This is a genomic window from Streptomyces sp. NPDC058459 (assembly GCF_042721685.1).
Classification (GTDB): domain Bacteria; phylum Actinomycetota; class Actinomycetes; order Streptomycetales; family Streptomycetaceae; genus Streptomyces.
The window spans coordinates 1-13,012 of sequence record NZ_JBHXLV010000184.1; the positions used below are offsets into that span (position 1 = coordinate 1).

Genomic DNA, 13,012 nt, shown 5'->3' on the forward strand with positions numbered 1-13,012 from the left:
GGGGCGCCGGTGCCGTCGCCCTGCTCGCCGACCACGTCCCGGCGCTCGGGCACCGGCTCGGCGGCCCGCTGGTCGGACAGGCGGCGCGGCTCTGGTTCGACATCCTCGTCACCAGCGTCCCGCTGCCCGGCATCGGCCTGAAGCTCGGCGGCCACGAACTCGCCGAGGTCTTCCCGCTCGCCCCGCTCGCCCCCGGCCAGTCCCTCGCGGTGGCCGTCTCCACCTACCGGGGACGCGTCCACTACGGGCTGGTCGCCGACGCCCGCGCGGTGCCCGACCTCGACGTCCTGGCCCGCGCGCTGACCGGCGAGATGGAGACCCTGCTCACAGCCTGCGAGGTCTGACCCCTGTCGTCAGGGGCCGTTTCCGGCCCCCGGGCCGCCCGCCGCCGGAGCGCGTTTGGCCAAGGGGCCGGGCGCTCCGTAAAATCCCCCGTTCGACAGCGGGCGCGTTCTTGCCCCCGCGCGGGTGATCAGGGAAGCGGCAGCGCGATGACGGTGACAGAGGACGGCGCGGCGTCCACGGACGAGATGGTCTACGGGCCCGGGATCGACCCCGCGCGCCTGGCCGTCTGCCTCAGCGTGCTGGAGGAGCTGGACCGGATCGACGTCGACCACCCCGACGCCATCCAGGTCCGCCGGGCCACCTCGCACATCTACCGCACGGTCAAGCAGCGCCGCCGCCAGGAGCGCCGGGCCGCCAAGACCGCGCACGACCGTGACGTCACCGAGGCCACCGCCACCGGCTCCGCCGAGCGCATCGACGACGAGACCGAGGGCATCCTGCCCAGCTCCAGGATCGAGGCCGGCCGGATCGCGGGCATACTCCAGCGCCCCCGCTCCTGCTACATCTGCAAGCAGCGGTACACCGAGGTCGACTACTTCTACCACCAGCTCTGCCAGGACTGCGCCGCCGAGAACCGCGCCCGCCGCGAGGCCCGCGCCGACCTCACCGGCAAGCGCGCCCTGCTGACCGGCGGCCGGGCCAAGATCGGCATGTACATCGCGCTGATGCTGCTGCGCGACGGCGCCCACACCACGATCACCACCCGGTTCCCCAAGGACGCCATCCGCCGCTTCAAGGCGATGGAGGACTCCGCGGACTGGCTGCACCGCCTGGAGGTCGTCGGTATCGACCTGCGGGACCCGGCGCAGGCCGTCGCCCTCGCGGACCGGGTCACCGAGGCCGGCCCGCTGGACATCCTGATCAACAACGCGACGCAGACCGTACGCCGGCTGCCCTCCGCCTACGCCGCGCTGGTCGACGGCGAGAGCGCACCGCTGCCCGCCGGTGAGCTGCCCGCCCACCAGGTCATCGGCGCCTTCAACTCCGGCGCGGTCGACGGCCTGGCCGCGCTGCCCGTCGGCACCAGCGGTCTGGAGGCCCAGAAGGTCGCCGACCTGGCCCTCGTCGCGGGCAACGCCAGCGTCGCCCGGCACCTGGACGGCACCGCGATCGACGCGGGCGGTCTGCTGCCCGACGTGGTCGACACCAACACCTGGGTCCAGTCCATCGAGCAGATCTCCCCGGTGGAGCTGCTGGAGACCCAGTTGTGCAACTACACGGCGCCGTTCATCCTGATCAGCAAGCTCCGCCCGGCCATGGCGGCCGCCGCGAAGCAGGCCGGCAAGGGCCGCGCGTACGTCGTGAACGTGTCCGCCATGGAGGGCGTCTTCGCCCGTGGTTACAAGGGCGCCGGCCACCCCAACACCAACGCGGCCAAGGCCGCGATGAACATGGTGACCCGGACCAGCGGCCAGGAGATGTTCGACACCGACCGCATCCTGATGACCTCTGTGGACACCGGCTGGATCACCGACGAGCGCCCGCACTACGACAAGCTGCGCCTGGCCGAGGCCGGTTTCCACGCCCCGCTCGACCTGGTCGACGGCGCGGCCCGCGTGTACGACCCGATCGTGCGCGGCGAGCAGGGCGAGGACCTCTACGGCGTCTTCATGAAGGACTACGCGCCCGGCAAGTGGTGACACCTTCCCGCCTCCGTACCTGACCGGGCGTTCGCCGGGAAGACGGACCACTGGGCCGAGCGGGTGAATCGCGCGCCCCCGCAGCGGGTGCGCTCTGCGGCAAAAAGCCCCATATTGAGGGGGATTGAGAAGGGTGCGGGCGAGCGGAAGTTACGTCTTGTTTGCATTCCCTATCGAGCGCGGGTCCGCTCATTTGGTTAATCTGGAGGTCCGGGACGCCCCCGAGGGTGATCCGACACATAAGGAGTGCGCGGTGACACCGGAGACGACGACCAGCGAACAGGGCCCCGACGAACGCACGGAGCGATCCCGCCGCAGGCCCGGAGAACTCGGCAGCCTGGACGTGTGGGCCCGCTCCGCCCCGATCCGCCTTGCGGGCTACGAGGACGACCTCGCGGAGCCCCACATCCTGCCCAGCGTGGACTGAATCGGCGGCCGATCGCCGCGTGCCCGCGTGCCCGCGGGGCGAGCCGCCGCCGGGATGCGCGGCGAGCCCGTGCCGTCGTTGCCGAGCGCCGACGGGACCGGGCCCGCCGCTACCGCCGCCGCGCTGCCAACACACACAGCTCGGGCTCGTTCGTCATACCCATCACCACCGCGCCCGCCGCCCGCAGCCGGGCCACCGTCACATGGTCGGCGGCGGCCGGGGTGTCCGGGGTCGCGGCCGAGCCGTCGCGGGTGGACTCGCCGCGTACGCCGAGGTTGTCCTTCACCGCCACCGGTACTCCGGCCAGCGGGAGTCGGGCCAGGTGGGCGGGCGCCCACCTGGTCCGCCTCGGCCAGGGCCGCCCGGTCGCGCACGGTGCGGAACGCGCCGACCCGCCCGTCCAGCTCCGCGATCCGCGCTAGATGCTCCGCCACCACCTCACGGGCGGTGACCCGCTTCTCGCGGACGGCGGCGGCGATCTCGGCGGCCGCACGGCCGGCCCAGCCGCTCACGTGCGCTCCTCGTCGGCTCCCGGCGCGCGGACGGCGCGTACGGCAGCACGGTGCCCGCTCGCGCGTCCCGCGTCGAGAGGGACGGATCACCGGGTGGTGGTGAGCCGGGTCGGCCGCAGGAAGTCCCGGACGTACGCGCGTTCCCAGCAGGCGCCCGTCTCCCGCAGCTCCCGCCAGGTGGTGAAGCGGTAGCGGAAGAGGCGGGCGCGGACGAAGCGGGGCGGGGCGCCGGGCGGGAAGGGGGAGCGGCGCAGCAGGCGCAGGGTGTCGCGGTCGTCCTCCAGCAGCCGTTCCACCAGCTTCCCGAACCACTCCCCGGCATACGCGGGCGACAGCGCGGCGAACCACATCAGCCAGTCCAGCCGCAGATGGTAGGGCGCGAACTGGCGTGGCCAGCGCCGGGGATCGCCCGGCTTGCCATGGAACTCGTACTCCCGCCAGTCGCCGTCCTCGGCGGGCCGTTCGTCGTCGGTGCCCTCGATCACCACCTCGTAGCGGACCCGGCTGACGCTGCCGAAGGCGCCGTAGGTGTTCACCAGGCGCAGCGGGTCGAAGGAGCGGTTCATCACCTGGCGCCGGGAGATCATGTTCCGCACCGGGCGGGAGCTGAGCGCGAGCAGGACCGCGCCGACCGCGAGCACCAGCACCTCGTACCAGAGCGGCGCGGCGAAGACCCTGGGCGGGTCGGCGGGGAGGCGCAGCGCGGACAGGGCGAGCACGACGGTGATCCAGTTCAGCCAGGAGAAGTTCCCGGACAGCACCAGCCACAGCTGGGTCACGATCATCAGCGCGGCCGCCGCCGACGCGACCGGCTGCGGGGTGAACAGCACTACCGGGACGACGAGTTGGGTGACGTGGTTGGCGGCCACCTCCACCCGGTGCAGGGGTTTGGGCAGGTGGTGGAAGAACCAGCTCAGCGGGCCCGGCATCGGCTGGGTCTCGTGGTGGAAGTCCAGACAGGTCAGCTTCCGCCAGCAGGCGTCCCCGCGCAGCTTGATCAGCCCCGCGCCGAACTCCACCCGGAACAGCACCCAGCGCAGCAGGAACAGCACCACCACCGGCGGTGCCACCTCGTCGTTGCCGAGGAACGCCGCGAGGAAGCCCACCTCCAGCAGCAGGGTCTCCCAGCCGAACGCGTACCAGGTCTGCCCCACGTTCACGATCGACAGGTACAGCGCCCACGGCACCAGCCACAGCACGATCCCGGCCCACAGCGGCAGAGCTGAGTCCGCACCCGCCAGCAGCGCCGCCGACACCACGCACCCCGCCCAGGCGCACCCGGCGAAGAAACGGTCCGAGTAGTACGCGTGGAACACGCTCGGCGACTCCCGGAAGGGCACCCGGGCGGTGTGGCGCGGCACCGGCAGCATGCCGCGCTCGCCCAGCAGCGGCCGGAACTGCCGTACCGCCGCCCAGAACGCCACCAGGTAGAGCGCGGCCAGCCCGCGCTGGAGCACCAGCCGGCTCAGCCAGTAGTCGGGGGCGGTGAACCACTCCATCGCACTCGCGCTCCTGCCTCCGCGGCGGCCGCCCGGGGCCGGGGCCGCTCCCCACCCGTCGCGTCCGCCCGACCTTCCGTGTACCGCACGGCCCGGCCCGGATAACCCCCACCGTCGCGCTGTCACGCCCCACTCGAAGATTCGGACATTTGCTGGCAAGGTGGGCCCATGGCTGATCGGGGTGCGAGTGCCCTGTCACTCCCGGAGAAACGGCCCGCCGCCCCGGACACGATCCTGGCGCTCAACCACACGGGCAGCTTCGACTGGGACCTGGACGCGGGCCTGTTCCACATGGACGCCCGCGCCCACGAGATCTTCGACCTGCTCCCCGAGGAGTACGACGGCCGGGCCGTCTCGCTGGCCGTCCGGGTCCCCCCGCCGGAGGCGGCCAGGCTGGACGCGGCGGTCGCCCGCGCCATCAAGGACGGCAGCGAGACCTACGGCGTCTACTTCCGGGTCCGCCGCCGCGACGGCACCACCCGCTGGACCCACAGCCAGGGCGCCATCCGCCGCGACGGCACCGGCCGCCCGCGCCGGGTCGTCGGCCTCGTCCGCGACGCCACCCGCGAACTCGCCTACAGCCCCGCTCGCGCCCCGCGCACCGCGCACGAGGAGGCGTTCCGGCAGCAGACCAGCGTCGTGGAGGCCGTCTCCGCCGCACTGGCCCACGCCCGCAGCGTCCAGGACGTCATCGACGTCCTCAAGGACACCCACGGCATCCGCCACCTCGGCGCGGCCAGCGTCGTCATCGGACTGGTGGAGGCCGGCCGCATCAGGGTGGTAGCGGGGGGCCCCGCCGAGAGCTTCGTGCCCGGCACCCACGTCACCCGGATCGACGAGCCCTACCCGATGAGCGAGGTCGTACGGACCCTCGTCCCCCGCTTCATCGAGTCGCCCGGGGAGTTCGCCCGGGACTACCCGATCCTCTGGCCGCACATCACCGCGCTGCACATCACCTCCGCCGCCTACCTCCCGCTGATCGCCCAGGCCCGTCCGCTCGGCGCCATCGGCCTGCTCTACAGCGACCGGCGCGGCTTCTCCACCGAGGAACGCGCCGTGCTGGTCGCCCTCGGCAGCAGCATCGCCCAGAGCCTCCAGCGCGCCACGCTCTACGAGCAGGAGAAGGACCTCGCGCAGAGCCTCCAGCACGCGATGCTGCCCCGGACCATCCCCAGCATCCGGGGCGCCGACGTGGCCGTGCGCTACCGCGCCGGTGCCCTCGGCCGGGACATCGGCGGTGACTGGTACGACCTGATCCCGCTGCCCGGCGGCCGGGTCGGCGCCGTCATCGGGGACGTCCAGGGCCATGACTCCCACGCGGCCGCCGTCATGGGCCAGCTGCGGATCGTGCTGCGCGCCTACGCCGCCGAGGGGCACACCCCGGCCGCCGTCATGGCCCGCGCCTCCGTCTTCCTCGACGAACTGGACACCGACCGGTTCGCCACCTGCCTGTACGCCCAGGCCGACCTCACCACCGGCGTCGTCCAGATCGTCCGCGCCGGCCACCTCGACCCGCTGCTGCGGGACACCGACGGCACCACCGGGCGCGTCCACGTCGAGGGCGGACTGCCGCTCGGTCTGTCCGCCGAGTTCGGCCGGCTGGAGTACCCCGTGGCCACCCTGGAGCTGGACCCCGGGCACACCCTGCTGCTGTGCACCGACGGCCTGGTCGAGCAGCCCGGCGCCGACCTGGACGACGGCGTGAGCGACCTCGCCGAGGTCTTCGCCACGGGCCCGGACGAGGTGTGCGAACTCGCCGCACGCCTGATCGCCATGGCCGAGGAACGCGGCGGCGAGGACGACGTCGCCCTGCTCCTGCTGCGCCGCCGGCAGCCCGAGGAACCGCTGGCCCGCGGCCGGCTCCGCCAGCACGTCGCCCTCGGCGACCCCGACGCCCTCACCCGCGCCCGGCACCTGATCGGCACCGAGGTGCGGGCCTGGGGCGCGGGGGCACGGGCCGACGAGATCGAACTCGTCGCCGATGAGCTGATCACCAACGCGCTGATGCACACCGAGGGCTCCGCCACCGTCACCCTGCGCCTGCTGACCGGCGGCGAGCCCCGGCTGCGCGTCGAGGTGGAGGACTCCTCCAGCGCGCTGCCCCGCCGCCGCGAACCCTCGGACGAGGGCGTCTCCGGGCGGGGGCTGCTCATGGTCGACACGCTGGCCGACGCCTGGGGCGTGGAGGCGCGCGGCGGTGGCAAGGCCGTGTGGTGCGACTTCCGGACCCACCCGGACGGCTGACCGCCGCCGGTCCCCGCCGCCCGCCGGTGGCACCCTGGACACATGCCGGAACTGCCCGAGGTAGAAGCGCTGACGGACTTCCTCACCGAGCACCTGGCCGGGCGCCGGGTGGCCCGCGTGCTGCCCCTCGCCATCAGCGTGCTGAAGACCTACGACCCACCGGTCACCGCCCTGGAGGGCACCGGGATCACGGCCGTGCGCCGCCACGGCAAGTTCCTGGACCTGCGGAGCGACGGCGGCCTGCACCTCGTCACCCATCTGGCCCGCGCGGGCTGGCTGCACTGGCGCGACAGCATGCCCGACACCCCGCCGCGCCCCGGCAAGGGACCCCTGGCGCTGCGGGTGGTGCTGGAGGGCGGCGGGGGCTTCGACCTGACCGAGGCCGGCACACAGAAGCGGCTCGCGGTGTACGTGGTGCGTGACCCGGCCGAGGTGCCGGGGGTCGCCCGGCTGGGCCCCGACCCGCTCGCCGACGACTTCGACGAGGAGCGGTTCGCGGGGCTGCTGAAGAACGAGCGGCGCCGGCTCAAGGGCGCGCTGCGGGACCAGTCGCTGATCGCGGGGGTGGGCAACGCCTACAGCGACGAGATCCTGCACGCCGCGAAGATGTCCCCGTTCAAGCTGGCCTCCTCCCTCACCCCCACGGAGACCACCCGTCTGCACACCGCCCTGCGCACGACCCTCACCGAGGCGGTCGAGCGCTCCCGGGGTATCGCGGCGGGCCGGCTGAAGGCGGAGAAGAAGAGCGGGCTGCGCGTGCACGGCCGTACCGGCGAACCCTGTCCGGTGTGCGGGGACACCGTCCGCGAGGTCTCCTTCAGCGACTCCTCGCTCCAGTACTGCCCCACCTGCCAGACCGGCGGCAAGCCGCTCGCCGACCGCAGACTCTCCCGCCTGCTGAAGTAAGCGGCGCCGGTCAGCGCGCGGGGAGGGTCAGCAGCCGCTCGCCCTTGTCCGTGCGCACGTCGTAGTGGTCGATGTCGTCCGGGCTGAGGGCGGAGCCCGCCGTGGTCGTGGTGGTGCCCTCGTCGTGCGCGCCGACGGTCCAGCCGCCCGCCACCTGCTCCGAGCCGTCCCGGCCGACCACGATCAGCCGGCAGGAGTGCGGACCGGCGCTGTCGCGCACCTCCAGGCGCAGCCCGCTGCCCCAGCGCTCGGCCTCGGTGGTGACCCTCGCCCAGACCCCGGTGCCCGGGTCGGTGGCGGCCGTGACCCGGACGGCGGGCTGACCGTGCCCGTCGAAGGCCGTCAGCGCGGGCCCGGCCACCGCGAGCACCACCGAGGCCGCCAGCCCGTAGAGCAGCCGGCGGCGCCGGGCCCGGTGGCGTACGGTGACCTCGCCGAGCAGCCGGTCCAGCATGCGCGGACCCGGCTGGGCCAGGGCCGGCACGAAGGCCGGGGTGGCCTGCCGGTACAGCATCAACTGCCGTGCCGTGGGGCCGAGTTCGGTGACCTCGGTCGCGCACCGGGGGCACTCGGCGAGGTGGTCCTCGAAACGGAAGGTCTCCGCCTCGTCCAGCACGCCGAGCGTGTACGCGCCGACGGCGCGATGCCTTTCCAGGGACCTCATGCCGAATCCTCGTGCCTATGGGTGCGGGTGGGGTTACGCGGTGCACCCATTGGTACGCACCGGACGCCGGATCGACTCAACCCGCCCGCAGAAACCCGATGGGGATTCGGAGCGGCCGGGACCCCGGATTGGTCCGAGTTTCAAGTGGCCGGAAAATGTGCCCGGTTCGCCGTCGGCGCCCGCTTCAGAACAGCTGGACGGCCAGGTGTCCGAGGGGCAGGCCGAGCCGCCAGGCCGGGGTCCACACCTTCGGCCCGTCGTCCTCGCCGAAGGCCGCGCCCTTACCGGGCACCGCGTCCAGGTCGGGCGCGAGCAGCTCGGTCTCCTCCAGCCAGCGCCAGGCGTCCCCCGCGAGCGCCAGGTCCGGATCGGGAGTGCCGGAACCGGCCGCCTCCGCCGTCAGTTCGGCCATCCGGCCGCCGACCCAGTCCCGCCACGGCTGGTCGTACGCCGTGAGCGACAGCCAGGTCTCCAGCTGTGAGATGACCCGGCCCCCGGAGAGTTCGCCCTCGGTGTCGGACAGGAAGACGGTGAGCGCCAGCGCGTCCCGCCCCGCCCGGAACTCCAAGGACGTCGGGGGCATCAGATCGCCGGTGCGCAGCAGTTCGTCCGCGATGTACTCGGCGTACAACCAGGCCATGGGGACGGTGAGTTCACCGCCGCCGGGGCCGCTCGTGCTCTCGTGACCTCTGTGGAGCATCCCTGCCTGCCTTCCTCCGGTGCGTGCGCGTCGCCCGAACCCGGCCCCCCGCCCGGAACACGGATGAGGACAGCTCATGACCCTGACGGGGGTCACGGCAAGGCGCTTTACCGAGGCTTGACCGGGCTCTCGGTTTCACCGCAGGTCAGTCGCGTATCCCGGCAGAACCTGGCGCAGGGCGCGCAGCGCGTAGTACGCGCGCGACTTCACGGTACCGGGCGGAATGCCCAGGATCTCGGCGGCCTCCGCCACGCTGGCCCCGCGGAAGTACACGAGTACCAGCACGTCACGGTGGTGCGGAGTGAGTGTCTTCACAGCCTCGCGCACATCGAGCGCGGCGGCGGCCCGCTCGGCGTGGTCGGCGGTGACGCGCGCGTTCTCCGGGACCGCGTCCACCACCTCCGGCGGCCGGGCGCGGCGGGCCCGCCGGGCGTCGATGGCGAGGCGCCGGGCGACGGTCAGCAGCCAGGGGCGGGCCGAGGCGAAGTTCTCGGCCCGCAGCGCCTCGGGATGCTGCCAGGCCCGTACGAGGGTCTCCTGCACCAGATCCTCGGCGCGCTGGCGGTCCCCGTCGCTCAGCCGCAGCAGCAGTGCGAAGAGGGGCCGCCCGTGTTCCCGCGCGAGTGCGGCGAGTTCATGCTCGGCGGTGGTCGTCCCTGAGGTGGTGGTCCCGGCCGTCATGGCCGTATGGCAGCGCAGCCCGGCCCCCGGCGGCACCCCGCGCGCACGCCGGTGCGACGGGCGGTGGTCCGGGCTCGGTGAACGGTCGGACGAACGGTCACCTCCGGGGCCGGGGACACCGGATGGGCTAGGCCCTGTTTGCGACGGGGGTCAGTTTCATACCCATATGCCCGTGAGAGCTTGTCTGCCAATACGACAAGTCCCCTCCGACGACCCTGGGGTGAGTTGATGATCGGACGCAGGCATCAGGTGGCCCTCGCGCTGACCGCGGCGCTCGCGGCGGTGGCCGCCTGCCAGAACCAGGACCGGGCCGAGCCCGGCGCCTCCGGGCAGCCCGCGCCGGGCGCCGGACGGGGCTTCACGCTCGTCGCCGCCGGCGGCCTCCAGCCGTACGCGTCCGCCGTCGACCGGGCCGGCTTCGACGCCTCCGGCGGCGGACACGACTTCCGCCCCATGCTCGCCGGGGCCCGCGCGGCCGTGTCCGGCGCCGATCTGGCGCTGTGTCACCTCGAACCCGTCCAGGGCGCCGACGGCGACCCGGCCGTCACCGCGCTGCCCCAGCTCGCCCAGGGCATCGCCGCCACCGGCTACGACAGCTGCTCCACCGCCTCCCCGCAGGCCGACGCCGCCGGAGTCACCCGCACCCTGAACGCCCTCGACCAGGCGGGCGTACGGCACGCCGGGACCTCCCGCACCGACACCGAGGCCCGCACTCTCACCCTGCTGCGGGCGGGTACCGCCAAGGTCGCGCACCTGTCCTACGCCTACGACACCACCGGGCAGTCCGGGGTGGTCGACCCGGCCGACGCGGGCCGGATCGCGACCGCCGCGCGGGCCGCCCGGAAGGCCGGCGCCGACGTGGTCGTGCTCTCCGTCAACTGGGGCACCGCCTGGCAGGACGCCCCCGACGCCGGTCAGGTCACCCTGGCGAAGCAGCTCACCGCGTCGAAGACGGGCGGCCGCCCCGACATCGACCTCGTCCTCGGCACCCACGCCCACGTCCCCCAGCCGTACGAGAAGGTCAACGGCACCTGGGTGGTCTACGGCATGGGCGACCAGATCGCGGACGGCGGCGCGGGCGCGGGGGAGTGGCGCGGCAACGAGTCCACCCTCGCCCGCTTCACCTTCGCCCCGCCCGCGAGACCGGGCGGCCGCTGGGAGGTCGGCGCCGCCGAGTTCCTGCCCCAGGTGTACGACCTCGACGCCGGACGCGCCCTCGACGTGAACCGCGCCATCGCGGCCGGCGCCGACCTCGCCGCCACCCGCGACCGGGTACGGAACGCCGTACTGAGCCGGAACGCGACGAAGGCCGGGCTCACCATGGCGCAGTGACCGCCACGCACGAGGGCTCAGGGCGTCGCCCACTCCGGTACCCAGGTGTCCGGGGCTCCGGAGGTCCGGGCCCCGCCGGCCAGCCGCGCGCGCAGGGCGGCCAGGGCGGGGTGGGCGTTGGCCCGGTCCCAGATCAGGGAGTGCGGATAGACCGGCGTCGGACCGGTGATCGGAATCCGCCGAAGATCGTGCCCGGCGGGCCAGGAGAGCCGGGGATGCTCACCCACGAAGGTGGCCAGCTCCGGTGACCCGGCGATCCTGTCCAGCATCGCCGCGCTGCCGAAGTTGGGACCGGCCGAGTCGATGGTGAGCCCGAACTCCGCCGCCAGCGAGGCGTAGTACGCGGCCCACTCGACGCCCGCCACGATGCTCGGCATCCAGATCCGGTGCCCGGCCAGGCCGGCCGGCGTCACCGAGGGGGCGTCGGCCAGCGGGTGCCCCGGCCCGGTGAGCAGCCGCAGGGGCTCGTCCAGCACCCGGGCGCTCGCCAGCCCCTGGGGCAGCGGCCGCCCCGGCATGCCGACCGCGCGGAAGGTCGCGTCGAGCCGGCCCGCGCGCACGGCGGCGACGGCCGTGTCGGCGTCGAACAGGGTGACCACGTCCAGCTCCACGCCGGGATGTGCCTCGTGGAAGCCGCGCAGCAGGACGGCCGGGGCGACGCGCGGGCCGATCACGTCCACCCGGAGCGCCCGCCGCCCCGGCCGGACCGACGCGGCGGCCCGCTCCTCGGCCAGCAGCAGCGCCCGCGCGTGCGGCAGGAACGCCTGCCCGTCCAGGGTCGGGGCGGCGCCCCGCGCGGTACGGGTGAACAGCCGCACCCCGAGGTCCCGCTCCAGCGCCGCGATCCGCTTGGAGACGGCCTGCTGGGTGATGGCGAGCAGCGCGGCCGCCTCCTGGAACTGCCCCGCGTCCACCACGGCGACGAAGGTACGCACGGCCTTGAGATCCATGTCCGCCAAGGCTAGCCGCACAACCGTCGGTTGTGCCCCAGGGAGGCCCGGTTGTTTGCTCCCGCCGTCGTCCGGCCGATTTCATGACTCCGGTCAACGGGAGGTTGTGCATGCGGCTGGGCTCGCGGTTCGGATGGCTGTGGGCCGCGTACGCGGTGAGCGCCGCCGGGAGCTGGCTGGCGTTCGACGCCTTCGCGCTGATCGCCCTGCTCGTGCTGCACGCCGGCTCCGCCGAGGTGGCGCTGCTGGCGTCCGCCGGACCGGCCGTGGGCGCGGTGCTCGCGGTGCCGCTGGGGCCGTGGATGGAGTTCCGCCGCAAACGCCCCGTCATGATCATGGCGGACCTGGTCCGGTGCGCCGCGCTGCTCGCCGTCCCCGCCGCGCACTTCCTCGGGGTGCTCGGCTTCGGCCCGCTGCTGCTCGTCTCCGTGGTCGTGGCGGCCGCCGACCTGACCTTCACCGCGGCCTCTGGCGCCCACCTCAAGAGCCTCGTACCGCGCGCCGGGCTGCTCACCGCCACCAGCAGGTTCGAAGCGACCGCCTGGACCGCCACCGTGCTCGGACCCCCGCTCGGCGGAGCCGCCGCCGGCCTGCTCGGGCCGGTGGTGACGGTGGCCGCCGACGCCGTGAGCTTCCTGCTGTCCGCCCTCGGCATCCGCGCCGTCGGGGGCACCGAGACCGCGCCGGAGCGGCCTGCCCGCGACCCCTCGCGCCCGCGCGCGGCCGGCCTGCTCGACGGCTGGCGGCACCTGCTCACCAGCCCCGAGCTGCGGCCGCTGTTCCTCAACACGGTCCTGGTCAACGGCCTGATCATGGCCCAGGCACCGCCGCTCGCCGTCCTCATGCTGGGTCCGCTCGGCTTCGCGCCCTGGCAGTACGGGCTCGCCTTCGCCGTGCCCTGCCTCGGCGGGTTGCTCGGCTCCCGGCTCGCCCGGCCGCTGGCCGCCCGGTACGGCAGGCGCCGGGTGCTGCTCGTCTCGGGCGTGCTGCGCGCCTGCTGGCCGGTCGGCCTAGCCCCAATGCCGGTGACTTAGATGGTTGCTGGTCGGGTGGTGATCGTCGTTGGCGCGGGTGGTGGCCGGTTGTGGTGTTCGGCTCGTTTGAGGGGCCAG

At 73.9% G+C, this 13,012-nt stretch carries 12 protein-coding genes and 1 pseudogene; 7 read left to right on the top strand and 6 right to left on the bottom strand.

The genetic code is table 11. The features are described from left to right. The 3 genes from ACFWN1_RS26010 to ACFWN1_RS26020 form a co-directional block, all read left to right on the top strand. Positions 1-344, top strand: a 344-nt coding sequence (locus tag ACFWN1_RS26010; protein WP_384366615.1) for a WS/DGAT domain-containing protein, incomplete at its 5' end; no start/stop codon positions are given. A gap of 147 nt (positions 345-491) precedes the next feature. Then, a complete protein-coding gene (locus ACFWN1_RS26015; protein WP_384366618.1) occupies positions 492-1,985 on the top strand; it encodes an SDR family NAD(P)-dependent oxidoreductase in 1,494 nt (497 codons plus the stop codon). A 253-nt stretch (positions 1,986-2,238) separates the two neighbouring features. After that, the gene (locus tag ACFWN1_RS26020; protein ID WP_384366621.1) at positions 2,239-2,412 is read left to right on the top strand and encodes a hypothetical protein; all 174 of its coding nucleotides are present in this window, start codon (positions 2,239-2,241) and stop codon (positions 2,410-2,412) included. Positions 2,413-2,456: 44 nt separating this feature from the next. On the opposite strand, the pseudogene ACFWN1_RS26025 reads toward ACFWN1_RS26020, so the two are convergent. Beyond that, positions 2,457-2,924 (bottom strand): annotated as a pseudogene (locus tag ACFWN1_RS26025) (amidase family protein); the annotation flags it as partial. An 86-nt stretch (positions 2,925-3,010) separates the two neighbouring features. After that, complete coding sequence (locus ACFWN1_RS26030) at positions 3,011-4,423, bottom strand: lipase maturation factor family protein (RefSeq protein ID WP_384366624.1); 1,413 nt, start codon at positions 4,421-4,423, stop codon at positions 3,011-3,013. Between the two features lie 168 nt (positions 4,424-4,591). On the opposite strand from ACFWN1_RS26030, the gene ACFWN1_RS26035 reads away from it, so the two are divergent. Together ACFWN1_RS26035 and ACFWN1_RS26040 are read left to right on the top strand one after the other, a co-directional pair. Beyond that, positions 4,592-6,667 (top strand): SpoIIE family protein phosphatase, encoded by a 2,076-nt coding sequence (locus tag ACFWN1_RS26035; RefSeq protein WP_384366627.1) that lies wholly within the window; start codon positions 4,592-4,594, stop codon positions 6,665-6,667. Positions 6,668-6,709: 42 nt separating this feature from the next. After that, entirely contained in the window at positions 6,710-7,573 is an 864-nt protein-coding gene (locus tag ACFWN1_RS26040; RefSeq protein ID WP_384366630.1) for an Fpg/Nei family DNA glycosylase, read from the top strand. Between the two features lie 10 nt (positions 7,574-7,583). On the opposite strand, the gene ACFWN1_RS26045 is transcribed toward ACFWN1_RS26040, so the two are convergent. The 3 genes from ACFWN1_RS26045 to ACFWN1_RS26055 all read right to left on the bottom strand — a co-directional run bounded on the left by ACFWN1_RS26045 (position 7,584) and on the right by ACFWN1_RS26055 (position 9,618). Continuing rightward, positions 7,584-8,237: a zf-HC2 domain-containing protein gene (locus ACFWN1_RS26045; RefSeq protein WP_384366633.1), complete on the bottom strand. Its 654-nt coding sequence runs from the start codon at positions 8,235-8,237 to the stop codon at positions 7,584-7,586. Positions 8,238-8,421: 184 nt separating this feature from the next. Next, complete coding sequence (locus tag ACFWN1_RS26050) at positions 8,422-8,937, bottom strand: hypothetical protein (protein ID WP_384366636.1); 516 nt, start codon at positions 8,935-8,937, stop codon at positions 8,422-8,424. A gap of 135 nt (positions 8,938-9,072) precedes the next feature. After that, on the bottom strand, positions 9,073-9,618 hold the full coding sequence (locus tag ACFWN1_RS26055; protein WP_384366639.1) for a sigma-70 family RNA polymerase sigma factor: 546 nt from the start codon (positions 9,616-9,618) through the stop codon (positions 9,073-9,075). A gap of 228 nt (positions 9,619-9,846) precedes the next feature. Here ACFWN1_RS26055 and ACFWN1_RS26060 point away from each other — a divergent pair, with 228 nt between their 5' ends. Continuing rightward, positions 9,847-10,950, top strand: coding sequence for a CapA family protein (locus ACFWN1_RS26060; RefSeq protein ID WP_384366642.1), 1,104 nt, complete (start codon positions 9,847-9,849; stop codon positions 10,948-10,950). A 17-nt stretch (positions 10,951-10,967) separates the two neighbouring features. Here the strand turns inward: ACFWN1_RS26060 and ACFWN1_RS26065 are convergent, their stop codons facing one another. Beyond that, entirely contained in the window at positions 10,968-11,900 is a 933-nt protein-coding gene (locus ACFWN1_RS26065; protein WP_384366645.1) for a LysR family transcriptional regulator, read from the bottom strand. Between the two features lie 83 nt (positions 11,901-11,983). Here ACFWN1_RS26065 and ACFWN1_RS26070 point away from each other — a divergent pair, with 83 nt between their 5' ends. Further along, positions 11,984-12,934, top strand: a complete 951-nt coding sequence (locus ACFWN1_RS26070) for an MFS transporter (protein WP_384366648.1) — start codon at positions 11,984-11,986, stop codon at positions 12,932-12,934. Positions 12,935-13,012: the final 78 nt, after the last annotated feature.

Coding starts and splice junctions, on each gene's coding strand:
- ACFWN1_RS26035 (WP_384366627.1), top strand. CDS start 4,592: ATGGCTGATCGGGGTGCGAGTGCCCTGTCACTCCCGGAGAAACGGCCC.
- ACFWN1_RS26065 (WP_384366645.1), bottom strand. CDS start 11,900: ATGGATCTCAAGGCCGTGCGTACCTTCGTCGCCGTGGTGGACGCGGGG.
- ACFWN1_RS26045 (WP_384366633.1), bottom strand. CDS start 8,237: ATGAGGTCCCTGGAAAGGCATCGCGCCGTCGGCGCGTACACGCTCGGC.
- ACFWN1_RS26060 (WP_384366642.1), top strand. CDS start 9,847: ATGATCGGACGCAGGCATCAGGTGGCCCTCGCGCTGACCGCGGCGCTC.
- ACFWN1_RS26030 (WP_384366624.1), bottom strand. CDS start 4,423: ATGGAGTGGTTCACCGCCCCCGACTACTGGCTGAGCCGGCTGGTGCTC.
- ACFWN1_RS26070 (WP_384366648.1), top strand. CDS start 11,984: ATGACTCCGGTCAACGGGAGGTTGTGCATGCGGCTGGGCTCGCGGTTC.
- ACFWN1_RS26040 (WP_384366630.1), top strand. CDS start 6,710: ATGCCGGAACTGCCCGAGGTAGAAGCGCTGACGGACTTCCTCACCGAG.
- ACFWN1_RS26050 (WP_384366636.1), bottom strand. CDS start 8,937: ATGCTCCACAGAGGTCACGAGAGCACGAGCGGCCCCGGCGGCGGTGAA.
- ACFWN1_RS26015 (WP_384366618.1), top strand. CDS start 492: ATGACGGTGACAGAGGACGGCGCGGCGTCCACGGACGAGATGGTCTAC.
- ACFWN1_RS26055 (WP_384366639.1), bottom strand. CDS start 9,618: ATGACGGCCGGGACCACCACCTCAGGGACGACCACCGCCGAGCATGAA.